General features: G+C 61.9%; 22 protein-coding genes and 1 pseudogene. 17 read left to right on the top strand and 6 right to left on the bottom strand.

Going from position 1 to position 25,882, the window contains the following annotated elements:
* Positions 1 to 7 precede the first annotated feature (7 nt).
* A complete protein-coding gene (serB, locus tag ACESL9_RS08490; protein WP_372674720.1) occupies positions 8 to 883 on the bottom strand; it encodes a phosphoserine phosphatase SerB in 876 nt (291 codons plus the stop codon).
* 157 nt (positions 884 to 1,040) lie between these two features.
* On the opposite strand from serB, the gene ACESL9_RS08485 reads away from it, so the two are divergent.
* Positions 1,041 to 2,186 carry a phosphoserine transaminase gene (locus ACESL9_RS08485; RefSeq protein ID WP_372611879.1) on the top strand — a complete coding sequence of 382 codons (1,146 nt, stop codon included), beginning with the start codon at positions 1,041 to 1,043 and terminating at the stop codon, positions 2,184 to 2,186.
* 72 nt (positions 2,187 to 2,258) lie between these two features.
* Positions 2,259 to 3,854, top strand: a complete 1,596-nt coding sequence (gene serA, locus ACESL9_RS08480) for a phosphoglycerate dehydrogenase (RefSeq protein WP_372611877.1) — start codon at positions 2,259 to 2,261, stop codon at positions 3,852 to 3,854.
* A 69-nt stretch (positions 3,855 to 3,923) separates the two neighbouring features.
* Here the strand turns inward: serA and ACESL9_RS08475 are convergent, their stop codons facing one another.
* Together ACESL9_RS08475 and ACESL9_RS08470 are read right to left on the bottom strand one after the other, a co-directional pair.
* Complete coding sequence (locus ACESL9_RS08475; protein ID WP_372611875.1) at positions 3,924 to 4,298, bottom strand: hypothetical protein; 375 nt, start codon at positions 4,296 to 4,298, stop codon at positions 3,924 to 3,926.
* A gap of 18 nt (positions 4,299 to 4,316) precedes the next feature.
* Positions 4,317 to 4,769 (bottom strand): cupin domain-containing protein, encoded by a 453-nt coding sequence (locus ACESL9_RS08470; protein WP_372611873.1) that lies wholly within the window; start codon positions 4,767 to 4,769, stop codon positions 4,317 to 4,319.
* Between the two features lie 90 nt (positions 4,770 to 4,859).
* Here ACESL9_RS08470 and ACESL9_RS08465 point away from each other — a divergent pair, with 90 nt between their 5' ends.
* From ACESL9_RS08465 to ACESL9_RS08415, 11 genes are all read left to right on the top strand, one after another.
* Positions 4,860 to 5,843, top strand: a complete 984-nt coding sequence (locus tag ACESL9_RS08465) for a LysR family transcriptional regulator (RefSeq protein WP_372674719.1) — start codon at positions 4,860 to 4,862, stop codon at positions 5,841 to 5,843.
* A complete protein-coding gene (locus ACESL9_RS08460; protein ID WP_372611869.1) occupies positions 5,840 to 6,562 on the top strand; it encodes a metallophosphoesterase family protein in 723 nt (240 codons plus the stop codon). Before ACESL9_RS08465 ends, ACESL9_RS08460 begins: the two co-directional genes overlap by 4 nt.
* Before the next feature lie 182 nt (positions 6,563 to 6,744).
* Positions 6,745 to 7,731, top strand: coding sequence for a LysR substrate-binding domain-containing protein (locus tag ACESL9_RS08455; RefSeq protein WP_372611867.1), 987 nt, complete (start codon positions 6,745 to 6,747; stop codon positions 7,729 to 7,731).
* 103 nt (positions 7,732 to 7,834) lie between these two features.
* Positions 7,835 to 9,898, top strand: a complete 2,064-nt coding sequence (locus ACESL9_RS08450) for an ABC transporter substrate-binding protein (protein WP_372674718.1) — start codon at positions 7,835 to 7,837, stop codon at positions 9,896 to 9,898.
* Between the two features lie 67 nt (positions 9,899 to 9,965).
* Positions 9,966 to 10,958 (top strand): ABC transporter permease, encoded by a 993-nt coding sequence (locus tag ACESL9_RS08445; protein ID WP_372611863.1) that lies wholly within the window; start codon positions 9,966 to 9,968, stop codon positions 10,956 to 10,958.
* A gap of 3 nt (positions 10,959 to 10,961) precedes the next feature.
* Entirely contained in the window at positions 10,962 to 12,104 is a 1,143-nt protein-coding gene (locus ACESL9_RS08440; RefSeq protein ID WP_372611861.1) for an ABC transporter permease, read from the top strand.
* Positions 12,104 to 13,108: an ABC transporter ATP-binding protein gene (locus ACESL9_RS08435; RefSeq protein WP_372611859.1), complete on the top strand. Its 1,005-nt coding sequence runs from the start codon at positions 12,104 to 12,106 to the stop codon at positions 13,106 to 13,108. The genes ACESL9_RS08440 and ACESL9_RS08435 overlap by 1 nt, the downstream gene beginning before the upstream one ends.
* An 11-nt stretch (positions 13,109 to 13,119) precedes the next feature.
* Positions 13,120 to 14,214, top strand: coding sequence for an ABC transporter ATP-binding protein (locus ACESL9_RS08430; RefSeq protein WP_372674717.1), 1,095 nt, complete (start codon positions 13,120 to 13,122; stop codon positions 14,212 to 14,214).
* A 10-nt stretch (positions 14,215 to 14,224) separates the two neighbouring features.
* Complete coding sequence (locus ACESL9_RS08425; protein ID WP_372674716.1) at positions 14,225 to 15,388, top strand: 2-aminoethylphosphonate--pyruvate transaminase; 1,164 nt, start codon at positions 14,225 to 14,227, stop codon at positions 15,386 to 15,388.
* Positions 15,385 to 16,179, top strand: coding sequence for a phosphonoacetaldehyde hydrolase (gene phnX / locus ACESL9_RS08420; RefSeq protein ID WP_372611853.1), 795 nt, complete (start codon positions 15,385 to 15,387; stop codon positions 16,177 to 16,179). The genes ACESL9_RS08425 and phnX overlap by 4 nt, the downstream gene beginning before the upstream one ends.
* Positions 16,172 to 17,125 carry a PHP domain-containing protein gene (locus ACESL9_RS08415; protein ID WP_372611851.1) on the top strand — a complete coding sequence of 318 codons (954 nt, stop codon included), beginning with the start codon at positions 16,172 to 16,174 and terminating at the stop codon, positions 17,123 to 17,125. Before phnX ends, ACESL9_RS08415 begins: the two co-directional genes overlap by 8 nt.
* 58 nt (positions 17,126 to 17,183) lie before the next feature.
* Here the strand turns inward: ACESL9_RS08415 and ACESL9_RS08410 are convergent.
* The 3 genes and pseudogenes from ACESL9_RS08410 to ACESL9_RS08400 all read right to left on the bottom strand — a co-directional run.
* Positions 17,184 to 17,458, bottom strand: a pseudogene (locus ACESL9_RS08410) (IS5/IS1182 family transposase); the annotation flags it as partial.
* 145 nt (positions 17,459 to 17,603) lie between these two features.
* Complete coding sequence (locus ACESL9_RS08405) at positions 17,604 to 20,939, bottom strand: calcium-binding protein (protein WP_372674715.1); 3,336 nt, start codon at positions 20,937 to 20,939, stop codon at positions 17,604 to 17,606.
* 436 nt (positions 20,940 to 21,375) lie between these two features.
* Positions 21,376 to 21,666: a transposase gene (locus tag ACESL9_RS08400; RefSeq protein ID WP_372612011.1), complete on the bottom strand. Its 291-nt coding sequence runs from the start codon at positions 21,664 to 21,666 to the stop codon at positions 21,376 to 21,378.
* Positions 21,667 to 21,793: 127 nt separating this feature from the next.
* Here ACESL9_RS08400 and ACESL9_RS08395 point away from each other — a divergent pair, with 127 nt between their 5' ends.
* The 4 genes from ACESL9_RS08395 (at position 21,794) to ACESL9_RS08380 (ending at position 25,661) form a co-directional block, all read left to right on the top strand.
* Positions 21,794 to 23,080, top strand: a complete 1,287-nt coding sequence (locus ACESL9_RS08395; RefSeq protein ID WP_372611847.1) for a TRAP transporter large permease — start codon at positions 21,794 to 21,796, stop codon at positions 23,078 to 23,080.
* Positions 23,081 to 23,092: 12 nt separating this feature from the next.
* Positions 23,093 to 23,605 carry a TRAP transporter small permease gene (locus tag ACESL9_RS08390; protein WP_372674714.1) on the top strand — a complete coding sequence of 171 codons (513 nt, stop codon included), beginning with the start codon at positions 23,093 to 23,095 and terminating at the stop codon, positions 23,603 to 23,605.
* A gap of 33 nt (positions 23,606 to 23,638) precedes the next feature.
* A complete protein-coding gene (locus ACESL9_RS08385) occupies positions 23,639 to 24,694 on the top strand; it encodes a TRAP transporter substrate-binding protein (protein WP_372611843.1) in 1,056 nt (351 codons plus the stop codon).
* Positions 24,695 to 24,761: 67 nt separating this feature from the next.
* The gene (locus ACESL9_RS08380; protein WP_372611841.1) at positions 24,762 to 25,661 is read left to right on the top strand and encodes an amidohydrolase family protein; all 900 of its coding nucleotides are present in this window, start codon (positions 24,762 to 24,764) and stop codon (positions 25,659 to 25,661) included.
* Positions 25,662 to 25,882: the final 221 nt, after the last annotated feature.

Below are 25,882 nucleotides of genomic sequence, written 5' to 3'. Positions count from 1 at the left end.
CTGCAACTCAGTGCAGGAAATCGGCTCTCGCATAGCCCTGCACGTAAAGCAGCGCGGTCAGATCGCCGAAATTGACCCGGATGTCGCATTGCGCCGCCACCGAGGGTTTCGCGTGCAGCGCCACCCCCGCCCCGGCCCGGCTCAGCATCCCGAGATCGTTGGCACCGTCGCCCACCGCCATCACGTCCGCCTCGGAAATCCCCAGCCGTGCGCTGATTTCCCCCAGCGCCCGCACCTTGGCCTCGCGCCCCAGAATCGGCGGTGCCACCGCCCCGGTCAGGCGACCATCCTCGATCAAAAGCGTGTTGGCCCGGTTTTCGTCAAAGCCAAGCTCGGACGCCACTCGGGCGGTGAACGCCGTGAACCCACCCGAAACCAGCGCCGCGTAGGCGCCATTTGCGCGCATCGTCGCAACCAGAGCCCGCCCCCCCGGCATCAGCTCGATCCGCTCGCGCAGCACCGTGTCGATCACGCCCGCATCCAGCCCCTTCAACAGCGCCACCCGCTCGGTCAGCGCGCCCTCGAAATCCAGCTCGCCATTCATCGCCCGCGCGGTGATCTCCTTCACGTAGTCGCCCACCCCCGCTGCGTCGGCCAGCTCGTCGATGCATTCCTGCCGGATCATCGTGCTGTCCATGTCGGCCAGAAGCATCCGCTTGCGACGCCCTTCCTCGGGTTGCACCACGAGGTCAACGCCCATCCCCTGGAGATCGGCCCAGACCTCCCACAGGTTCCCGGGCCGCTCGGGCACCGCAAATTCCGCCGCTTCGTCCGGAGCCAGCCAGCGCGCGCGCCCCCCGCCCCAGGCGTTGCGCAGCGAATCGACCAGGGCCAGGTCGAGTGTCGGTGACTCGGGAGAGGTCAGAAGCGTGACGGCATGCATGGGCGACATTTCCGATCTGGGCCAGTTTGCGCCGCGCTGCGGCACTTTGGCGGCTCTTAGCGACAAATCAAGGCTTGCGAAAGCCCCGTATCGCCCGTATCCCCGTCCGTGGGACACCCCTCCCCAACGAGGGGCGCTTATCTGGAAGGGTAGCTACATGGCTATTGATGCACCGGCGACGCGGCCGGAAAATCCGCGTTTTTCTTCTGGCCCCTGTGCCAAACCCCCCATATTCGAACTTGCCAAACTCGCCGATGCGCCCTTGGGTCGCTCGCACCGCGCCGCGGTGGGCAAGGCGAAACTCAAATCCGCGATCGACGGCACACGCGAAATCCTCGGCATCCCTGACGATTATCGCATCGGCATCGTGCCTGCCTCGGACACCGGGGCGGTGGAAATGGCGATGTGGTCGATGCTCGGCGCGCGTGGCGTGGAAATGCTCGCCTGGGAATCTTTCGGTGCGGGCTGGGTCACGGATGTCGCCAAGCAATTGAAACTCGACGCCACCGTGAAAACCGCCGATTACGGCGAGATCGTCGACCTGGCCTCGGTCGATTTCGCCAATGACGTGGTGTTCACCTGGAACGGCACCACCTCGGGCGTGCGCGTGCCGGATGGCGAGTGGATCGCGGATGACCGCGAAGGGCTCACCATCTGCGACGCCACCTCGGCGGCCTTTGCGCAGAGCCTTCCCTGGGACAAGCTCGACGTGACCACGTTCAGCTGGCAGAAGGTGCTGGGTGGCGAAGCGGCGCATGGCATGTTGATCCTCAGCCCCCGAGCGGTCGAGCGGCTGGAAAGCTACTCACCGCCCTGGCCCCTGCCCAAGATCTTCCGCCTGACCAAGGGTGGCAGCCTCAACGAGGGCATCTTCGTTGGCGAAACGATCAACACGCCCTCCATGCTCGCGGTCGAGGATTACCTCGTCGCCCTCGACTGGGCGCGTTCGGTGGGCGGGCTCAAGGGCCTGATCGCCCGCGCCGACGCCAACACCAAGGCGGTGGTGGATTTCGTCGAGATGCGTGACTGGATCGACGTTTTGCCACGTGATCCGGCCACACTCTCGAACACCAGCGTCTGTCTCAAGTTCACCGATCCGCGCATCAAGGATGGTGCGGGCTTTGCCAGGGCGGTCGCCAAGCGGCTTGAGGGTGAAGGCGTGGCCTATGACATCGGCGCCTATCGCGACGCACCCCCGGGCCTGCGCATCTGGTGTGGCGGCACGGTGGAAACGGCGGATGTCCGGGCACTCATGCCCTGGATCGAATGGGCCTTCGAGACCGAGATCGCCGCGCATTCCTGATCGAATTTCCTGCGTGAATCCGGGACCCTGCACGCGGCCCCGTTTCATCCCTCATATCAAAGGACCAGACACATGGCCTCCAAGGTACTCGTATCCGACAAGCTTTCCGAAACTGCCGTCCAGATCTTTCGCGATCGCGGCATCGATGTAGATTTCATGCCCGATGTCGGCAAGGACAAGGACAAACTGGCCGAAATCATCGGCGATTATGACGGCCTTGCCATCCGGTCGGCCACCAAGGTCACCGAGAAGATCCTCGAACGGGCCGACAGGCTCAAGGTGGTCGGCCGCGCCGGGATCGGCACCGACAACGTGGACAAGGTGGCGGCCTCGAAAAAGGGCGTGATCGTGATGAACACGCCCTTCGGCAACACCATCACCACCGCCGAACATGCCATCGCCCTGATGTTCGCCTGCGCGCGGCAGATCCCCGAGGCCAGCGCCTCGACCCATGCCGGGAAATGGGAAAAGTCGCGCTTCATGGGGGTGGAACTCACCGCCAAGACGCTGGGGGTGATCGGCGCGGGCAATATCGGCTCGATCGTCTGCGACCGTGCTCGGGGGCTCAGGATGAAGGTTATCGCCTACGATCCCTTCCTGAGCGAGGAAAAGGCGACCAAGATGGGCGTCGAAAAGGTCGAACTTGACGATCTGCTGGCGCGCGCCGATTTCATCACGCTGCATGTGCCGCTCACCGATCAGACCCGCAACGTCCTTTCTGCCGAAAACCTTTCCAAGACGAAGAAGGGTGTGCGCATCATCAACTGCGCCCGTGGTGGCCTCGTCGATGAAGAGGCGCTGGCGGAGTTGATCAAGTCCGGTCATGTCGCCGGCGCCGCCTTCGACGTGTTCAGCGTCGAGCCCGCCACCGAGAACCCGCTTTTCGGCCTGCCCGGCGTGGTCTGCACCCCGCATCTGGGCGCCGCCACGACCGAGGCGCAGGAAAACGTCGCCCTGCAGGTGGCAGAGCAGATGTCGAACTACCTGCTCACCGGCGCGGTCGAGAACGCGCTCAACATGCCCTCGGTCACGGCCGAAGAGGCCAAGGTCATGGGCCCCTGGATCAAGCTCTCGGATCACCTCGGATCGTTCATCGGGCAGCTGACGGACGAGCCGATCAAGGCGATCAACATCCTTTATGACGGCGTGGCCAGCAAGATGAACCTCGAGGCGCTCAACTGTGCCGTGGTCTCGGGCATCATGAAATCGGTGAACCCGGATGTAAACATGGTTTCCGCCCCGGTCATCGCCAAGGAGCGCGGCATCAGGATCAGCACCACCAACCAGGACAAGTCCGGCGCCTTCGAAGGGTATATCAAGGTCACCGTCGTCACCGACAAGCGCGAACGCTCGATCGGCGGCACCGTGTTCTCGGATGGCAAGCCGCGCTTCATCCAGATCAAGGGCATCAACATCGACGCCGAGATCGGCGCCCACATGATCTATACCACCAACGAGGACGTGCCCGGCATCATCGGCACGCTGGGCGTCACCATGGGCGAGGCGGGCGTGAACATCGCCAATTTCACCCTTGGCCGTTCTTCATCGGGGGGCGAGGCCATCGCGCTGCTCTATGTCGACAGCCCGGTCGAAACCGCCGTGCTCGACAAGCTCAAGGCGACAGGGCTGTTCCAGCAGGTCCAGCCGCTCGAATTCGACGTCACCTGATTCCGGGCCGGAAATGCAATGCCGCCGCGCCACTGGTGCGGCGGCATGTTTCGTTCTCCCGGCGGATGCTCAGGCCGGCTTTCGCGCGTGCATCGCCACTGTCACGAGAAAGATCAGCATCGCGATCAGCGTCAGGAACGATCCGATCTTGGCCAGCGTTTCGCCGGTCTGGCGCAGCGCCTGAACGATACCCGGAATCAATATCACCAGACCGGCAAGCGACACGGCGTAATGAACCCGGGCCAGCATCGTCTCCGCAGCCGCGGGCGTCGCGTGATAATAGAGCCCGACCAGCGCCATCGTCGCCCACCCCACAAGATTGAGATGGGCATGCGCCCCCGAAAGCGTGTGATTGCCGGTGGCCGACATCTGGATGCCCCAGAGCATGCCCAGCGTGACCGCCACCGTGCCGGTGGCAAAGAACCAAAGCGCAACACCTTTCATGATATGTCCCTCCCTTTTTTATTGCATGGCTGCGAGCGGCGGGCCGGTGAACTCAAGGTGATACCGCTGCGCGGCCTCGGTCACGGCCTCCATGTCTTCGGGAATTCGTAGCGACCGCGACGCCATCTCGTAAAAGAACCCCTCAAACCCTCCGGGGGTCAGGATCACCAGATGACGACTCGGCTTGTCGCCGATCACGCGAAACGTGTGCTCGATGCCACGTGGCACGAAAATGCTCTGACCGGCCTGTTTGACAACCGTTTCGCCCGCCATCCAGAACTCGGCCTCGCCGGACAGCATGACGAATGTTTCATTCGCATCGCGGTGAACATGACATGGCGGTCCGCTATCGGGCGGTCCGACCGAATCGACGATGCTCATCGTGCCACCGGTGTCTTCTGAGCTGAGCATCCGGCAATAGCTTGTTCCCAACCACTCGACACAATCGTGACCTTTATCCGAAAGGTTCATGGCCTCCTCCTACTGCAATTCCATGAGTCGAAAGCCGCGGCACGCTCGAATGTGCCAGATTCTTGAATCCCTGTGAAACAAATTGATATTATGATACATATCAACGTCATGAATTTCCGATCCTTCGATCTCAACCTGCTCCGGGTGCTTGATGCACTCCTGACAGAACGCTCGACTGTTACCGCGGCTCAGAAGCTCGGGCTCAGCCAGTCCGCCGTTTCCGCCGCGCTCGGTCGTTTGCGACATGCGCTCGGCGACCCGCTTTTCGTGCGCCACGGACGCGGCCTCGAACCCACGGATTATGCCGCCGGATTGCACATCCCGCTCGGCCGCCTGCTTGAAGATACCGAGTATCTGCTCAGCGGCCCCGGACAGTTCGACCCGTCACAGGCCACACAGGAATTTCGCATTTCGGGCGCGGATTTCTTCTCCGACATGCTGATGCCGCAACTGGCCACCGATTTGCGGATCAACGCGCCGCGCATGCGCGTGATGCTGGTCGATCTGGTGCCCGACAATTACGTCGACACGCTTGAACGCTATCACGTCGATCTCGCGCTTCTGCCACAAACCGCCCTGCCGAACTGGGCCAAGGAAATGCCGGTTTTCCATTCGACCTTTGCCCTCATCGCCCGGCGCAATCATCCCCGGCTTGCCCTTGCCGGGCTCAGTCCGGGCGATACCGTTCCGCTCGACCTTTATTGCGACCTCGAACATGTTCTCTTCTCGCCCGAGGGGAAAACAGCGGCGATGGGCGACGCCGCGCTGGCGCGGCTGGGGCGCAAGCGCCACGTGCTGATCACGTTGCCCACCTTTGCCGGCGTCTACCACGCCGTCGCCGAAAGTGATCTTGTTGCCCTACTGCCCGGGCAACTGGCCCGCCATGTGGCCCCGCGTGTCGGGCTCGACCTTTTCACCCCACCAATGGAGGTCCCCGCGCCACTCATCACCATGGTCTGGCACCGGCGCGCAACCCACAACCCGGCCCACCGCTGGCTCAGAAACAAGGTTGCGAATTTGCTTCTGCCACTCAATGAAGGGGAAAAGCCACTGCCCGAAAGCATTGCAGAATGACCGAAACGATCTACGCCATCGGCGACATCCACGGCCAGCACGAGATGTTGCTGGACGCTCTCACCCGGATCGAGGCCGATGGCGGCACGACGTCCCCCGTCGTCATGCTCGGGGATCTGGTCGATCGCGGTCCCGACAGTCGCGCGGTGCTCGACACGCTCATCTCGGGTATCGAGCGGGGCCGCAACTGGACCGTGCTCATGGGCAACCATGACCGGATGTTCCTCGACTTTCTCGAAACAGGCGCATTGGAGAACCCCATGGTTCGTTCCGGTCTCGACTGGCTTGACGAGCGATTGGGCGGCGTCGAAACCTTGGCTTCCTACGGGCTTGACCCGGCGATGCCGGCCAGACGCCTGCAGAAAGCCGCACAGCAAGCCGTGCCCCGCGAACACAAGGACTTTCTCGCAGCCCGCCCGTTCTATCTCGAGCGTGGTCCGCATCTCTTTGTGCACGCCGGTATTCAGCCCGGTGTGCCCCTTGAGGCGCAATCCATGGATGACCTGATCTGGATGAGAGAGCCCTTCCTGTCGTATTCAGAACCCTTCGACTGGCTGGTGATTCATGGTCACACAGCGCAGAAACTGCCGCGCCACTATGGCAACCGCATCAACCTCGACAGTGGCGCTGGCTGGGGCCGTCCGCTCACCGCCGCCGCCATCGAGGGGGCGCGGGCCTGGGTGCTGACCGATGACGGCCGCGTTGCGTTGAAACCCTGACCACGGATGGCACCTTGCAGGACTGGCTGATCAGACATTCTGACGCCGACTGCCATCTGGACCCGCGGCAAGGTTCAAGCGGACACCCCGGATGAAACCATGCAACGCATCCGGAGCGTTCCGCGAAAAGCCATGAACCACGCTTTTTGTGGAACGCTTCAGCGGTTGGATAGCCCGCGGCATTGACACCCCTTGGCGAGATGCAGTTAGCCTTTAAAAGCTTCATGCTGTCGGCGCCCGGTTCGATTGAAGCAGCGAGGTGCTTCGTGCAACACAAGCTTTCACTTGCGCAATTGCGCGTTATTGAGACACTGGCAAGGACCCGGCGGATCAATACCACGGCGAAGGAACTCGCGATCACTCAACCGTCCGTGAGCAAGCATATCAGCACCATCGAAAATCGCTATGGCCATCGCCTGTTCGAACGCCAGGGTCATCAGCTTCGTTCGACCGAACTCTGTGACAATCTTCTACCACGCATTCGCACCCTGCTTGCGCTGGCGCAGGAGGTCGACGCCGAACTGGAGGGCCTGCGCGGCCTGCGCGAGGGCAGGTTGCGTGTCGGTTATTCGACCCACCAGTTCGTGATGCATGTGCTGGGCGGCTTCATGGATTCGTTTCGCGGCATCAAGATCGAAGCGCGCTGCATGGCTTCTTTCGACCTGCTCGACCACTTGCGCAGCGGAACGCTCGATGCGGCATTTGTCACCCTGCCCGGCGCCGAAGCCGATCTGGACATGCTGGAACTGCGCCGCGAACGCCTGGTATTGATGATAGGGTCCGGCCATCCGCTGGAAGGCGAGCAGAGCATCAATCTTCGCGAACTGTCGAAATGGCCCGTGATCCAGCGCGAGGCAAGCTCCGGCACACGCCGTGCATTGGAGGCCATGGCCGTGCGCGAAGGGGTTGTGCTCAATACCGTGCTTGATCTGGGGTCCTGGGAATCGCTGCGCGCGGCTGTCGAGGCCGGTATCGGCGTTGGCGTCGTGATGGAAGGCGAGATCACAGAGGCCTCGGGAATGCGCGCCGTCCCCGTCGCAAGCGCGCGCGGGAAAGAGCTGACGGTTGGGCATTACCTGGTCTGCCTGTCGGAGGCCCGAGAGTTGTCCGCAATCAATGCGTTGTTTGAGCTGTCAACGCGGCTGAGAAGTCATGTGACAGGCTCGTGAAGTTCCACAATTCATAGCCAAAGGCTATGTTTCCGTTGCGCGTTACAAAACCATCATGATTCCGTGTCAGCGCTTCTTGCGTCACATGACACAGGAGTCTGCCATGACACGTTCCCTCAAAATCTCCCTACTCGGCAGCGCGAGCGCGCTTTTGCTTGGCGCGACCGCAGCAGTTGCCAATGATTGTCCCGCCGTCACTGCCGCCGATATGGGCGGTCTGACCCCCGCCTTCCCGCAGCAGTTCGAGCTTGCCGAATTCCAGCAGGCCGCAAACTGCACCCTCGGATTTTCCGAGAACCCGCAGATCACGGATCTCAATGCCCGAATTCAGGGCAACCCCGACCTGCCCCCGCTCGCCGAGCGACTGCCCGCCGAGCCACTGGTCGTTGCGCCCTACAATGCCATCGGCACGCATGGTGGCACGCTGAAAGGAACGTCGCGCGCGACCGAAGCGGGCACGTCCGACCTGTTGTCCGTGCGCCATGTGAATCTTGTGCGCTATTCAGATGATCTGCAAACCATCGTACCCAACATTGCGCGCGCATGGGAATGGAACGATGATTTCACCGAACTGACTTTTCGCCTGCGCGAGGGTCACAAATGGTCGGATGGCGAAGCCTTCACGGCAGACGACATCGTCTTCTGGTACGAAGACCTGATCCTGAACCCCGAGATCTATGAATCGACCCCCGGCCGCTGGTTGTTCTCCGGTGAGCCCGCCACGGTCGAGGCCGTGGACGCGGCCACCGTCAAGTTCGGCTTCCCCGTGCCGGTGCCGGGCTTGCTGAACCGTTTCGCCGTGGATTACGGCCAGCCCTTCCAGCCCAAGCATTTCCTTGGCCAGTTCATGGACAAACACAATCCAGACGCGGCGGCCCGCCGTGCTGAACTCGGGTTCGAGTCCGAAGGTGAAGCCGTCAACTTCTTCTACGGCCCGTCCGACTGGACCGATATTCCCACGCCTATGCTGCGCGATGCCAGCAAACTCGATGCGATTGGCCGCGCCACGCGACCGACGCTCGAATCCCACATCGTGATCGATGACAATTCGCAAGGCCGCCGCCTCGTCGCCAACCCATATTTTCACATGGTGGACACGGCGGGGAACCAGTTGCCCTATATCAACGAAATCGCGGAAACCTATGCGCCGGAACGCGAGGTCAACATGCTTCGCATGCTGGACGGGCAAGTGCACTGGAAACAGCAGTCGGTATTCCTAGACGACTTCCCGGTGCTCAAGGAAAACGAAGAGTCGTCGAACATCACGGTTGGACTGGCCCCGGCGCCCGGCTCGATGACCTATTACGCATTCAACCGCGGGCACAGCAACCCGGTCCTGCGCGAGGTCTTTGGCGATGCGCGGTTCTCGGTGGCGATGTCACTGGCCATGGATCGCGACGAAATGAACGAGACCGTCTTCCTCGGGCAGGGCCGCCCGGCCAATGCGCTGCCGGTGGAACCCGTTACCGTGGATTTCGTGACCGAGGAGCAGATTACACGCAACACCCAATATGATGTGGACCGGGCCAACGCGCTTCTGGACGAGATGGGCCTTGAAATGGGCAGCGACGGTGTGCGTCTTCTGCCCGATGGCCGCCCCTTCGTGCTGCGCCTGACCTATGCCAGCCAGGGCGGCCCCGTTCAGCTGCACGAGCTGGTGCGCGATTACTGGGCCGAGGTCGGGGTGCGGGTGGACCTGCGCGAAGTGTCCTCGGACGAATATCGCGCAGCTGCCAATGCAAATGAGGCCGACATCCTGACCTGGAAGAATGACGGCGTCTCGGCCCCGGCCTTCAGCCAGGACCCGCGCTCCGCCTTCCCGCCCTTCGGCGATTTCTTCAACCCAGGTCCAGGCATCGCCTGGGATGAGTGGAAGACGTCTGGCGGAGAGGCTGGCGTGGAACCGCCCGAGGATGTCAAGAAGCTCTGGGATCTGGCCCAGGAACTCACCCAGATCCCTCTGGGCACGCCGGAATCCGATGCCATCGGATCCGAGATCGTGGAAATCCATCTGGACCAGATGATCCGCATCGGCACCGTGGGTGACATTCCAGAACCCTACATGCACCACAACAGTCTCAAGAACGTCGAGGCCCTGACGGCCAAGACATATGACTACTACTGGACCTATCCGTACCGGCCCCAGCAGTGGTTCATCGCCGACTGAGCACCAAAAAGGCAGGGGCGCGCCACCGCGCGTGCCCCTGCGCACCACTGAGCCTGGAACCGTCGATATGACCGTATTCCTGATCCGCCGCCTGCTTGGCATGGCGCTGACGCTCCTTCTGGTCTCTCTGATGGTGTTCCTCATCATGGAACTGCCTCCGGGCGATTACGCCGAGCGTTATGCGTTCCGGAAATTCTCGGGCACGGGCGTAGCTGTCACTCCAGCCGATATTCAGGCCATCCGGGTGGACCTCGGGCTCGATGCCCCGATGCTGGTGCGCTACGTGGACTGGATTTCGGGCATCGTGTTGCGCGGCGATTTCGGGCAGGCCTATTCCTTCCTCACCTCGGTCACCAACGTGATCGGCGACAAGGTGTGGCTGACGCTGGGTCTGCTGGTCGCCACGCTCCTGCTGACCTACCTGATCGCCATTCCCGTGGGTCTATATGCAGCCGTCAAGCGCGGCTCGGGTGCGGATTACGGGTTGACGATCTTTTCCTACCTGGGCCTCGCGCTGCCCAATTTCCTGCTGGCGCTCTTGCTTCTCTACTTCTCGAACCGCTGGTTCGGTGGCGCCATCGGCGGGTTGTTCTCGGACGAGTACAAGGACGCGCCATGGTCTCTGGCAAAGCTCTGGGATCTGGTCAAACACCTGTGGATCCCCGCGCTTGTTCTGGGATGGTCGGCCATTGCCTACCAGTTGCAGACCGTGCGGGCGACCATGTCAGACGAGCTGGGCAAGCTGTCGGTCACGGCAGCGCGCGCACGCGGACTGCCCGAAATGCGGCTGATGGTGAAATACCCCGCGCGTTTGGCGGTGAACCCGGTCGTGTCCACCATCGGCTTCGACGTGAACCGCATCTTCTCTGAATTGCCCATCGTCGCCGCCGTGCTTGGCCTGACCGAGTTGGGCGACCTGTTGCTGAAATCATTCATCGACCTGGACATGAACGTGGCCGGCGCGATCCTGTTGATGCTGACCGTGGTCATCGTGGTGATGAATTTCCTGTCCGACCTGTTGCTGGCCTGGCTCGACCCGCGCATCCGGCTGGAGGGCTGATCCATGACCGACACGCCACAAGAAACCCGTGCCGAGCGCAGCGAACGCGAAAAGCGCGAAAAATACTACTCTGCCAGCCAGTGGACGCTGATCTGGTGGCGCTTTCGCCGACACCGCGCCGCGATGGCCGCCGCCACCATCCTGGGGCTGATGATCCTGATCGGGCTGTTCGCGGAATTCTTCGCACCATATAGCCCAACCGAGCGCAACAGCTCCTATCAGTACGGGGCGCCGCAGATCCCGAAATTCTGCGACCATAACGGATGTTCGCTGCGCCCCTTCGTACCGGGCAACAAGACAGAACGCGATCCCGTCACTCTGCGTTCGCACACCGTGCCAGACCCGGAAACGCGCCGTTATGTTCAGTTCCTTGTGGAGGGAAAGCCGGCCGATCTTCTCGGCGTCATTCCCATCCACACGCGGCTTTTCGGGCTCGAGGACGGGCAGAAACTTCACCTTTGGGGCACCGATGATCTGGGGCGCGACGTATTCTCACGTACGCTTTACGCAACGCGCACCTCGCTCTCAATTGGCGTGCTAGGCGTACTGATTTCGTTCGGACTGGCCTTGATGATCGGCGGCATCGCTGGCTATGCGGGCGGCTTGACCGACAGCGCCATTCAGCGGGTGACCGAAGTGGTACGGGTGATCCCCGTCATCCCGCTCTATATGGGGCTGGCGGCAGCCATGCCGCGCGAATGGTCCGGAACACAGGTCTATTTCGCGATGACGGTCATTCTCGGTGCGGTCGGCTGGCCAACGCTGGCACGGCGCATCCGCAGCCAGCTTCTGTCCATCAGGGGCGAGGATTATGTCACCGCCGCGCGGTTGGCAGGCGCACGCCCCGGGCGCATCATCGGCACGCATATGCTGCCCAGCTTCACCAGCTTCATCATAGTCGATCTGGTGATCTCGTTTCCCTATATGATCCTTTCGGAGACGGCGCTTTCGTTTGTGGGTCTGGGCCTGCGCCCGCCCGCCGTGTCATGGGGCGTGATGTTGCAACAAGCGCAATCCATCCGCGTGATCGAACAGGCCCCGTGGCTGTTCATCCCGGCGGGGTTCGTGGTGGTGGCGGTGCTGGCCTTCACAGTCATCGGCGACGGGCTGCGAGATGCGGCCGACCCCTATTCGGAGGCGCGCTGATGTTGCTTTCCATCGAGAACCTGTCGATTAACTTTCGCACCGATGAGGGGCTGATAACGCCGGTGCAAGAGGTCAGCCTGTCGCTGGCCGAAGGGCGCACGCTGGGATTGGTGGGCGAAAGCGGCTCAGGCAAATCCGTGACTACCAAGGCACTGATGCGGGTGTTGCCCGACTCTGCCACCTTGGCCCCCGAGAGCCGCATCCGCTTTCGCGACAAGACGGGTGCCACGATCAATGTCGAGAAGCTTTCACCCAACAGCCGCGCCCTGCGTGCCCTGCGCGGTGGCGAAATCGGCATGATCTTTCAGGAACCCATGGCCAGTTTCAGCCCGGTCTATACCATCGGCAACCAGATGATCGAGGCCATTCGCCTGCACAAGGGCCTGAGGGGACGCGCCGCGCGCGAACTGGCGGTGGAAATGCTGGCAAAGGTCGGCCTGTCCGAGCCCGCCACGCGCGTCGATCAATATGCGTTCGAGCTCTCGGGCGGCATGCGCCAGCGCGCAGTGATTGCCATGGCACTGTCGGCCAGCCCGCGCCTGCTGATCGCGGATGAACCGACGACCGCGCTGGACGTGACCATCCAAGCGCAGGTGCTGGACCTGATGCGCAGTCTGCAATCCGATCTCGGCATGAGCATGATCTTCATCACACATGATCTGGGCGTCATCGCGCAGATCGCACAGGATGTGGCGGTCATGTATCTCGGCACGATTGTCGAGCGCGGCCCGGTACGCGATGTTCTCAAGGATCCTCAGCACCCCTATACACGCGGATTGCTTCAGGCGATCCCTTCGCTTGATCGGCTGTCGCGCCGCTTGCGCCCCGTTCCGGGCGACATTCCCAGCCCTTCGGCCCGTCCCCGGGGCTGCCCGTTCCACACCCGCTGCGCCGAGATGAAACCGGGCCTGTGCGACGTGACCGCCCCGCGGGACACGGTATTCGGGAAGGGCCGCATGGTGCGCTGTCACCTCGCGGAACCTGCCCAGGCACAAAGCGCATGAAAGGGGGCAATATGGAAACCTTGATCGAAGTGTGCAATCTGGAAGTCGGCTTTCCCGTCACCAAGCGCAAGTTCCTGACCTCAACCACCCGCACCCTGCGCGCGGTCGATGGCATCAGTTTCGACATAAGACGCGGCGAGACAGTGGGCCTCGTGGGCGAAAGCGGATCGGGCAAGACCACCGTGGGCCGCGCCATCCTGCGCGCCATAGACCCCACGGGGGGCGAGGTGATCTATCACACCGACGCGGGCGATCTGGATCTTGCCCATGCCGATGATGCGACGTTGCAAAAGCTGCGTCCGAAGCTGCAAATGGTGTTTCCCGAAGGCCGCGTCAGCCTGCATACACTTTCGGGCGAGGCACTGCGCAACTTCCGCCCGCGCATGAGCCTGGTGTTCCAGGACCCCTATTCCAGCCTGAACCCGCGGATGACCGTGCGTGACATCATCGCAGAGCCGCTGATCGCGGGCGGACTGATGCAGCGCCGCACCGAGATCGACGCCCGCGTGCGCGAGATCGCCGCGCGTTGCAAGCTCAACCTTGAACATCTGCGCCGATTTCCACATGCGTTCTCAGGCGGGCAACGCCAACGAATCTGCATTGCCCGCGCGCTGGTGTCGCGCCCCGATTTCGTGGTCTGCGACGAGTCAGTTTCTGCGCTGGATGTATCCATTCAGGCCGAAATCGTGAACCTGCTCAAGGATTTGCAGGAAGAAATGGGCGTGGCCTTCCTCTTCATCGCACATGATTTGTCAGTGGTGGCCCAGATCAGCGACCGCGTGGCCGTGATGTATGTGGGCCAGTTCGTCGAATACGCGCCCACCCGCGCGCTGTTCTTTACCCCGCGCCACCCCTACACCCACGCGCTCTTGTCCGCCGTGCCGCTGGCCGATCCGGACATCCCCTATGATCCGGTCCGGCTGGCAGGCGAGATCCCCAACCCGATGGACGCGCCCAAGGGCTGCCGGTTCCACACCCGCTGCCCCCTTGCGCGCACCGCGTGCAAACAGGATGCCCCCGCGTGGCGTGAAATAGCGCCCGAGCATTTCGTCGCCTGCCATTTTGCCGACGAGTTCGATTTCACCCGGCCAGAAGCCACAAGCTGAGACTTTCGCGATGCCCCATATATCTCCGCCCCGCATGGGCGAACCCTACCTTTTGACCCCGGGTCCGCTGACCACCGCCCACGAGGTGAAAGCCGCGATGCTATGCGATCACGGGTCCTGGGACGGCGATTTCCGCGCCATCAGCGCCGAGATACGCACGCGCCTTCTCGCCATGCTGGGCGATCCGGGTTTTGACTGCGTGCTCATGCAGGGCTCCGGCTCTTTCGTGGTGGAATCCATGCTGGGCACGTTCATACCCTGCGATGGCCGCGCACTGGTGCTGGCCAACGGGGCGTATGGGCAGCGCGCGGCCGCAGCGCTGCGGGTCATGGGGCGCAGTGTTGAAGTGCTGGACAAGGGTGATTTCGCACCACCGCGCGGGGCAGAGATCGCGCGGATACTGGCAGACGATCCGGGCCTGACCCATGTCGTGGCCATCCATTGCGAAACATCCAGCGGTATCCTGAACCCGCTGGAGGAAATCGCGCAGGCCGTGGCCGGCGCCGGGCGGCGCCTTCTGGTCGATGCCATGTCCTCATTCGGCGGTTTGCCAATCGACACGGCCCAGGTGCCCTGTGATGCGCTTGTATCGAGCGCCAACAAATGCATCGAAGGCGTCCCCGGTTTCGGCTTTATCCTCGCGCGTCGCGATATGCTGGAGGCAAGCGGGGGCAATGCGCATTCTCTTGCACTCGACGCCCATGCCCAATGGGCCGAGATGGAACGCTCGGGCCAGTGGCGCTACACACCGCCCACGCATGTTGTTGCCGCATTCCTGGAGGCGCTGCGCCTGCATGCGGCCGAGGGAGGCGTGGCCGCTCGCACTACTCGTTACAGCGCCAACCGCGACCGGCTTGTCACCGGTATGCGCGGGCTTGGCTTTGCCACGCTGCTGTCCGATGAGTGGCTGTCGCCCATCATCACGACCTTTCACGCGCCTGCCGACCCGGCGTTCGACTTTGTTCGCTTCTATGACGCGATGAAGAGGCGTGGCTTCATCATCTATCCGGGGAAACTGACGCGGGCCGAGAGCTTCCGCCTTGGGCATATCGGTCAGGTTGACACACGTATCATGGGACAGGTGGTCGATGCCGTGGCCGCCTGCATGACCGAGATGGGCGTACGCGATTGCAAGCCAGCCCCCGCCGCAATTCAGAAAGGAGCAATCACATGAGCAAGTTCAAGGCCGTTGTATTCGATTGGGCCGGCACGATGATCGATTTCGGGTCATTCGCTCCGATGGGCGTGTTTGTGGAGGCATTCAAGCGCTTTGGCATAAACGCCACCATTGCCGAGGCGCGTGCGCCCATGGGCGCCCCCAAACGCGCGCATATCAAGGCCATGCTGATGGCGCCGCGCCTCTCGGCCGAATGGGCGCGGGCGCATGGCGCCGCACCGACCGAGGCGGACATAGACCGCGTCTACGAAGTGTTCGTGCCGATGAATGAAGAGGTGGTCGCGGATTACGCCACCCTTGTGCCCGGCGCCGCGGAAATGGTCGCGGATCTGCGCGCGCGCGGGCTCAGGATCGGGTCCACCACCGGTTACACCCGGTCGATCATGGAACGGGTCTTTCCGCTGGCCGCGGCGCAAGGCTATGCGCCGGACAATTGCGTCTGCGCCGATGACCTGCCCGAGGGACGCCCCGGCCCGTTGCAGATGTATCAGACCTTCATCGACCTGCAGGTCTATCCGCCCAACGCAGTCATCAAGGTGGATGATACCGAGCCGGGAATCGCCGAAGGCGTGGCGGCGGGCTGTGTAACCGTGGGTGTGGCGCTTTCGGGCAATCATGTGGGGCTGACGCCGGAAGAATTGGCCGCCTTGTCGGCGCCCGAGGTGGCGGCGCTGCGCACGCGGGCGACGGATACCCTGCGCACCGCCGGAGCCTATCACGTCATCGACACGGTGGCAGACTTGCCCGCCTTGCTCGACACCCTTGAACAGGACCCCTATCATGCGTGACATCTTCAACCTTCCGGGCCGCTTCTGGCGCGGCAATCTGCACACCCATTCAACCCGCTCCGACGGCGTACTCGAACCCGAGGAGGTTTGCCGCCGTTACCGCGCCGAGGGCTATGATTTCATTGCGCTCACCGATCATTTCGTCGGCTGTTTCGACTACCCGATCGTGGACACGACCGGCTACCGCACAGAAGATTTCACCACCCTTCTTGGAGCCGAACTGCATTCGGGCGCGATGGAGAACGGCGAGCTCTGGCATATCCTTGCCGTGGGCTTGCCGCCGGATTTCACACCGGGCAATGCACCGGGCTTTCACCCGGTCGAAGGGCAAGAAACCGGGCCAGAGCTCGCGGCACGCGCCCGCGACGCCGGGGCTTTCGTCGCCGTTCCCCATCCGCAATGGTCGGGAATGACACTCGCGGATGCCCGCAGCATTACCGCCGCTCATGCGGTCGAGATCTACAACCACGGCTGTGCCACCGGAGCCGCACGGGCCGATGGGGCTGCGATTGCCGATCTGCTCCTGTCGGAAGGGCGCGCCCTGTCGCTCTGTGCCACCGATGATGCACATTTCACCGAACCCGACCATTTCGGCGGATGGGTCATGGTGCGCGCGCCCGAAAACAGCCCCGAGGCGCTGTTGGCCGCCCTGAAGGCCGGCGATTACTATTCCACGCAAGGACCGGAACTGCGCGGCATCGCGCTTGGATCCGGCATGATCACGATCGAGACATCTGCTGTCGTCTCTGTCATCGTGCAGGGCGAAGGATGTGCTGCGCAGGCTGTCCACGGTCATTCGATGACCCGCACCAGGCAGAACCTCGAGAGGTTCAAGCGTTCCGACTGGATTCGCGTCACCGTGACAGACGCCGCCGGTCGAATGGCCTGGTCCAATCCGGTATCGAATTGGCAGTCCCACGCATTCCAGAACATTCCGCTGATATGATGCTTGGCGCGCCCGGGCGGCTCTCGCAAGCCCTGCGCACACCGGCTGGCCGAGACCGGGGCAAGCCGCCCGGCAACGTCCGTGCGCCGATGTAGTCGCTGACCTGTCCAGCGGTGACGAAGTGAGCAAGCGGGCGTCCCTGCTGTCGCAGATGAAATGCAGCTTGGTGTTCCTGCCGCCTTTGTCGCTCGATCGCTTCCTGCGGTTATCCGGGGTCGCGTGCGGACCGTGTTGCGCAGGTGCATCGCGCCGCCGCAACCCATTGCGACTGGTGGATACAACCCCGCTCAGCGCACGCCCATCATAGACGCGCGGCTTGCCGTGCGACTTCAAAAATCAGGGGCGAAGACACACCAGCCGCGCGTCGGTCAGCCAGAAGAGATCAGACATGTTCACTGCTCGTTCTTCGAACCGTGAATCACTCGACCCAAAGAAAATCAATCGGTCCTGCCCACAGGGGGCACCTCAAGGCATTGATTCAGGCATGTTCCTGCATGCTGCCCAGAAAGATTCCGGTCATCCCGGCAGACTGTCCGCTCTCCATCATGCCCAGTTCCATGCCACTTTCGACAAAGTCATTGTCGCTGTCCAGGTCCAGCCCCTCCCTTTCCGCTTCGGGCCCGAAAAACACCCAGCGCGGGGCGTTCTCGCTTTCAAGACCGAGCGCCGCACGCAACACGTCCAGCGCATCAGACGCGGTGACCTTGCCATCCTGGTCGATATCGGCGGCGACCAGGTTGCCGGCCGACGCTTCCCCGAAGGACGCGTCCAACCCCAATGCCAGCCGCAAGACGTCGAGCGCGTCATTGGCGGTTATCACTGGATCAACGACCTCTTCTCCATCGCGACCCTGTATTTCATAGTTGGAGTTGCTGCCCTCGTTGACGAGAAGGCCGCCGTTGTCCGTCGTGAGCGCGTCGCCGCCTCGGTCATCGAGGATGAAATCCTCCTCCGTCAAGTCAAAGAGCCCTTCGAGACGCAAGCCGAAATCACCCGTTCCATCGCCGTTGGTATCGCCGTAGATGATCGTGTCCGTCGCTGTGTTGGCATAGCGCAGCGTCGCGCCTGCACCGCTATGCAAGTCCGTGCCGATGAAAGTGAAGGCCTGGTTGCCGTTTGCCGTGGTCAGTGCATCGACGGACGACAAGTCGATCACATCGAGCCCCTGCTCGAAATCCATGATCCGGTCTTGCGGCACGCCCCTCCCGCCGATGTCGTCGGCAGATTTGAAGCGGAAAATGTCTGCATCGTGCCCTCCATAGAACTCGTCCGCGCCGGCTCCACCATCGAGCGTGTCCGATCCCTGGTTGCCATAGAGCGTGTCATTGCCCTCGCCGCCAGACAGCAGATCATTGCCCTCCCCTCCGAAGAGCGTGTCATTGCCGCTTTTGCCCAAGATGCTGTCATGCCCGTCACCGCCGCGCAGTTCATCCGCACCACGGCCACCGATGATACTGTCATCACCTGGGCCCCCGAACACCGTGTCATTGCCACGGCCACCATGGAGAACGTCCGCGCCCGCCCTTCCAATCAGCACGTCCGCCCCCTGGTTGCCGTAGAGAGTGTCACTGTCGCTACCACCACGCAGGAGGTCATTTCCCCTTCCACCGAAGAGTGTGTTGTTGCCGGAACTGCTCACGACCGTGTCATTGCCGTCTCCCCCACGCAACTCGTCCGCGCCTGGGCCGCCAGTGATACTGTCATCACCCGTGGCACCGTTCACAGTGTCGTCGCCGCTGCCGCCATCGAGCGTGTCATTGCCTGCGTTGCCGCGCAAAAGGTCATCACCATCGCCACCCAGCATCGTGTCGTTGCCGCGTCCTCCCACAAGGAAATCGTCCTGCAAGCTACCGGTCACGATATCATCGAGATCTCCGCCAGTTGCGGCCCATTGATCGCGTGCGTGGGAGTATCCGGCACGCACCCACCCGATCGTATCGTCATCGAACTCGAGAAACTCGACCCGTGAAACCGTATCCTCGCCGTCAGGACCGCTCAAGACCACTTCTTGCAAGGGGTTCGCCTCAACCGATGCTTCCAACAGTTCGTAACTGTCCCGCTCTCCCGAAAAGACAGCGATATCCGATGCAAGATCGGAACGCGGCGGTGCACCGATGATGATGTCATTTCCCGGTCCACCGATCAGATGGGTCATACCACCACCCGACACAATGGTATCGTCACCCAATCCACCGTCTATTGTCCCGTCCGAGAATACGCCCAACATCAGGTCGTCAGCGATGCGTCGCTCACCGGTCGAAAACAGGATGTCCCCGTCAAGTGACTCGTCAGGCGTTGCGGTCTGAATCTGGACGGTCCGATCGTCAAAAACGATGCCCTCAACATCCAGCAACAAGTCCGTGCCCTCCGGCCCCTCCACCTGCACCCGCAGTTCATCCCCCTCCCGGAACCAATCGACATCATATTCGGATCGCCGCCCGGCATAGATCGCGAGGTCCTGCCCCGCTCCACCATCGATCGTATCGTCACCGGGGCCACCGATCAGCGCGTCGTCACCTGGACCGCCGACAAGACTATCATTGCCCTCACCGCCATCGAGCCGGTCGCCGCCGTCACCACCCTCGATCGTGTCATTGCCTTCCTTGCCACGAATGATGTCGGGATCACCCATACCCATCAATGAATCATCACCGTCATTGCCGATGAGGAGGTCGTCCCCCTCCGTGCCCACCAGCGTTCCGGCATTGTCAAAGCCCGGAACACTGGGCAGGATCATCTGCTCGCCATCGGTCATGTCAGCAAAGCCTTCGGCCGTTTCGGCCAGCTCAGTCCGGTCTATGCCGAACCACTGGAGCGTCTGTTCGATCGCCCACGCCTCCATTTCCGCGCGCCAGTAATCAAACGCACTAATCCCGTCGGGATCGTCGCGGTCCGTTCGCTCGCCTTCTGGCGTGTAATATACGCCACTGCCGACAAAGATAAACGAATCAAGCGAGGGAAGGAATATGCTGCCAAATTGGTCAACAAACGGGCCTTCGTAGTCTTCTGGAATGTCCCACGAGCCCAATTCGTCGGGCGCCCGGAAAACGAACGGTCCGTTTACATAGCCGCGTCCGTTGCTGTCATCCGAATTTTCCCAGCCTGCGCTGTAGAAATCGGGAAACGGCTCTCCGTCAAGGTAGACTTCGAACTGTGCATTGCCATAATCCATAAAGTTCAGATCCATCTCGACGCTCAGACGATCTTCGATATAGCGAACGACATCGGTCATGAACGTCATCGCGTCTTCGATCTGCCGGGCAATCTTGTCGGACGCAAGCTCGCCGCCTTCGAGTTCGCGTGCGACTTCCAACCTTGCATAGAGCGTGTAACCAACCGCGCCGACCGCGGCCTTGATCGCGTCAAGGGCCGTCGGCGGATCGCTGGGCTCCAGCAGCTGGCGCCCCTGCGCCAGCGTGTCGCGGAATGCCCGCGACACATCGGCAATGATCTCACCTCGGTCGATCTCGGCGTCGATCTGGTAAGAGGCCAGGAGGTCCAGTGCACTTTCCGCGCGGGACTGCGCGCTGGACAGGAGTTGCTGTTGAAGACCCGAAAATTCGGACAGAATGAGATTGGTCAGCGCGACTTCCAGTTCGCCGATGTCCTCGCGCAACCCCTCGACATCATCCTGAAGCCCTTCGATCCCGGCGAGAACCGGATCTTCCACATCGTTGAACGTGCCGTCACCGTTCACATGGTTATAGATTTCCGAAGCGATGCTGTAGACCCCAGTGGCGATTCCGAGCACGTTGCCGACCCCACCAATGGCATTGTTGTTCAGAAATTTGCCGACGCTTCCAATAAAGGTCATGGTTCTATCCTTTGCTCCTGGCTCCGCTTGCCCAGACTGGTCGCACGGCAGTCGGAAAGTAAAATGCGGGTGCGAGGCTAGCGGTTCCTAATGGGTGTGGCAATGATTTTGGGGCCAAGGCTTCGGTAACGGGTCGACTTCCGTCAAGAGGTTTCGCGCAAACAGAATGATCCGCCAGAGCTGTTTTTGGGATCGTCTTGTCCGTACTGCTTTTGTCGCGGCCTTCTGCTGAGGTTTTTCGGGTACATGCTTCGGTTCGTGTTCCGCGTTCAGGCTGCCAACATGATGCTGGTTCGATGTAATCCCGACGGGCCCATCTCATACGCTTGCTTGACAGACGTCAGCGACGGTCCAGACCACGGCATCATCGGAACCACGTCCCTGCAGGACCTCGAAAGCCTGCAATTGGACAGGCAACGGGCCAAGGAACAACCTATCAGGCATTTGTGGCGCAGCGTTTGCTTCGAGGACCGTGCCATCGACCCAAATCCGATGGAGTATGACGGCGTTGCGCGAACTGTGTTCCCCATGCTCTCAACCAGTTAGACCGTCCACAGCTCATCATCACGATTTCTGCTTGGCCCAAAGCCCGCCTCAGGTTGACGTCTCCGACCTTGGTAGTGCCACCCGAGACATCGCGCTCGCCAGATTGGTTGCGCGAGGGCGTCAGGCCAACCCAAGGACCAATCCTTTTTTCGATGACCTGACCCCAAGAGATACGCGACATTTGCCAAGCTCTCGGCAGTAGCGCCAGAAATAACACAATATGTTTAATGTTGACATTACGACAACAGCAGCGGACCCTTTTCTCAATGCCTTGGTTTCTCGGCCGATGCAGATTGGGGGGAAAGCCAATGGACATCCTGCTGCTCAGCGTCTCACTCATATGCCTGATCCTCCTTGGGGCTCCTATTGCTCTTGCCATGATCGTGCTGCCGACGATTTACATCCTGATCACCGACGCAGCCCCACTTCTGACAGTGCCTCATCAGATGTACGAGGCCCTTGCGCGTTTCCCGCTCGTGGCGATTCCGTTCTTCATGCTGACCGGCGAGTTGATGAATAGTTCGTCTGTCACCCGGCGTATTCTAAGGCTGAGCTCGGTCTTGGTCGGAAAGATGCGCGGCGGGCTTGCTCAGGTGAACATGGTCGCAAGTTTGTTCTTCGCTGGCATGAATGGATCCGCCGTTGCTGACACGGCAACAATTGGAACCGTGATGATCCCCACCATGAGGGAGCGCGGCTACAGCGCGCCTTATGCCGCAGCAATCACCGCCATCGGGTCGACCATCGGCGGGATCATTCCGCCGAGTATCGCCATGATCGTGTTGGCCAGCGTCGCCAACCTGTCTGTGGGCGCACTCTTTGCCGGCGGTATCCTGCCGGGCCTGTTGATCACGTTCATGCTGATGTTCGTCGTCTGGGTCATTGCGCGACGAGAGGGACACGAGCGGGGCGAAGTGGCGTTCTCGTTCGCCGCGCTCATGTCGGCTTTCGGCGCGGCGGCGCTGGCCCTGTCGGTCCCCGCCATTCTGATCATGGGCATTCTCGGTGGCTGGTTCAGTTCGGTGGAGGCCGGCGCGATCACCGCGGCCGTCGCATTCTTCATCGGCGCGGTGGCCTATCGCGACATGTCGCGGAAGGCGGTTATTCAGGCGCTCAGCCGGACGGTGCGCCTCTCGGGCTCGGTTTTCATCATCATCGCCGCCGCCGGACCATTCTCTTGGCTCCTGACCCGGCTCGGCGCTCTCGATCTCCTGGAGGCCTGGCTCGGCACCTTTGCTGGCAGCCCCCTCGCCTTTGCGGCGGCGCTGCTTCTCATCGTGTTCGTCGCGGGCATGTTCATGGATGCGACGGCCAACATCATTGTGCTTGGCCCGATGCTGATCCCGGTCAGCGTGGCCGCCGGGTACGAGCCGATCCAGGCGGCGCTTGTCGTCGTGGTCGGATTTCTTCTCGGGACCGTCACACCGCCGGTGGGCGTCTGCTATTTCACCGCCGCCGCGGTTGCAGGGGCGCGGCTGGACCGAACGGCAATCGCGCTACTGCCCTTCATCACCATCGAGATTTTGGTGCTTTTCCTGATGCTGCTTGTCGCGCCACTGACCTTGGCCATTCCTGCATGGCTCGGACTCCTCTGAGGACACACGAACATGACGCTGATCCGACTAATTGACCGTGTATTGAGCCGAACACTGGGAGCGATCTGCAGCGTACTCCTCGTGTTGATGATCGGCTTCATCATCTACACCGTTGTGCTTCGAACCGTCTTTCTTGCACCGCCTTTCTGGGGCGACACGCTGACACTCTTCGCAAACACATGGCTTGTCTTGCTGGCCTTCGTACTCGCCGTCCGAACGCGCAGCAATATTGCGATGACCACGGCCCATGCATTCTTGCCCACCTCCGTCACACGCTTCTTCGAAGGGCTCTGGATCGCACTTTTCGGTGCCCTCGGGCTTCTGCTTCTGGTCAAGGGCTGGGAAGTCGTGGGGCGGATACCCGGTTCCTACTGGGAGCTGGGAAACCTGCCCAAATCCTATCCGATGATGATCCTGCCAATTTCTGGCGTGCTCGTCATGGCCGCATCGGCGATGGCTATGATCGACCATATTCGCGATCGGGACGGGAGAGGTACCGACGAGGACGACGCCAAGGAGCATTGAAACGGTCGAACCACAAGGAGGAGGAGACCCAAGATGAAACCGATTAAGACGAAAACCTCGAGGCGGCTGGCCGCCCTATTCTTTGCCTGGACAGTGACCGCGGCCGCCCCGGCCGCCACAGCGGCGGAAATCGAGCTGCGACTCGGAACTGCCGCGGCGCCCGCCTGGTCGCTTGGCAAACTGATCTCGGAAGTGTTCGCCCCCCGTCTAGCAGAATACTCTGACGGGCGGATCGAGCTCAAGGTCCACGATCGGGGATCGCTGTGCAGCGAGCATGCCTGTGTCGAGCAGCTTGACCTGGGACAGATCGACATCGCGACGGTTTCTAGCGGCAATGTCGGCGCCTTCGGGACAACCTTCGACATCGTGAACCTGCCATACCTGTTCCAGGGCCAGGCCGAGGCGAGCCAGATCCTTAACGACTGGTTGGCGGAGGAGCTTTCCGAACGCGCTGCGGATGAAATGGGCATGCACGTCATTGCCCTTGTGCCTGTAGGCGGGTTCCGCAACGTCGTAAACACAGAGCGCGAGGTGCGGGAACCCGCCGACCTTCGCGGCCTGAAAATCCGGGTCACGAAGAGCCCGACCGAGTTCAATCTCGTCAAGGCGTGGGGCGCCGCTCCGGTGCCATATGACTGGTCGTCGCTCTATGAGGGGCTTCAGTCCGGGGTCGTCCAAGGCATGTATCTTCAGGACACATTCACAGCAGCAGGCAAGTTCTACGAGGTGGTCAATCATGTCACCGTCATCGAAGCCGCGTTCAGCGCACATCCGATCATGATGTCCAAGGACCGTTATGACGCCCTTCCAGACTGGGCGCGCGCGGCGATAGACCAAGTGGGCGAAGACCTTCAGCGCGAGGGCTTCGCTTATGACACCGCATGGCAGGAAGAGGCCGTGAAGGCGATGGAAGGCCGGGTCGAATCCTACACCCCCAACGACGAGGAAAGGACACGCTGGCAGGCAGGGGCGCGGGACGCCTGGCTTGCTGTCAAGGGAGCCTACGACCCGGCACTGGCCAGGCGCGTTCTCGAGGAACAGGGGCAGACCGTGCTGATCGAGGAGCTCGAGTCCGCGGGCGCACTCTGACATCCTCGCGGGCGGCGACCCGTCGCCCGCATAAAACATCCCGTTCCCGACTTTGGCTGGAGGCATCATGGAAATCGTCGACCCGCATCATCACCTCTGGGATCTCGAACTAAATCGCTATCCATGGTTGAGCGAGGACATGAGCGACCGCGGCTGGGGAGATCTCGGGCCACTGAAGAAAAGCTATCGCGTCGCGAACTTGCTTGCCGATGCCGAAGCGGCGGGCGTGACGTTACTGAAATCGGTTCACGTGCAAGCGAACTACGATCCGTCAGACCCCGTCGGAGAAACCATTTGGCTTGAGAAAACGGCCGCCAACCCCGCCTCGCGCGGCTTTCCACACGGGATCGTCGGTTTTGCCGATCTCTCTGCGCCCGACGTGGACTCGGTTCTCGCGGCGCATTGCGCGCACGATCGAATCCGCGGGATACGCCAGGTCCTGAACCGGCATCCCGATCCGCGCCTGAATCGCGCGCCGAAGGATTTTCTCACGGACCCGGCATGGCGCCGGGGATTGTCGCGCCTTGCCGACCATGAGCTGAGTTTCGACGTGCAGGTCTATCACCATCAGATGGCGGCCGTTTCTGACGTGGTCGCGGAAAATCCCGACATTACCTTCATCCTTGACCATGCCGGTATGCCCGCAGAGAGGGACGACGAAAACCTTGCCGGCTGGCACGAGGGAATCGCGCGTCTCGCAGCCGCACCCAACATGGTGGTCAAGCTCAGCGGCTTCGGCATGGTCGAGACAGATTGGACCGCATCCTCGATCCGGCCATTCGTGCTCCATTGCATCGAGAGTTTCGGCCCGGAGCGGGCCATGTTTGCCTCGAACTTTCCGGTTGACAGGCTGATGGCCACATACGGGCGCCTCTGGGCCGCCTACGACGAGATCGTTTCGGACTTCACGACCGCGGAACGATATGCGCTCTTCAGGGGGACGGCGGAGAGGACCTACCGGATCTGACCTCCTGGCGCTTCAGGGTCCGCTGCGCCACGAACGTGCCGCCGGCCAGGCCGATCCCCGCCGATAACCATGCATCGCCGAATCCGAACAATGGCGCAGCGGCGGATATCGCGGCCGCGCAACCGCACCGAGGCGCTGATCGACGCCAGCCGCCACCAATGGACCTACCGCGCAGGCGTGATCGGCTTCGCCGCCGAGGACGCCCCCAGCGAGGCGCAGCA

The sequence above is a fragment of the Aquicoccus sp. genome, from assembly GCF_041686535.1.
In the GTDB taxonomy this organism is placed as follows: domain Bacteria; phylum Pseudomonadota; class Alphaproteobacteria; order Rhodobacterales; family Rhodobacteraceae; genus Aquicoccus.
This window is presented reverse-complemented; position numbering and strand designations above follow the sequence as displayed.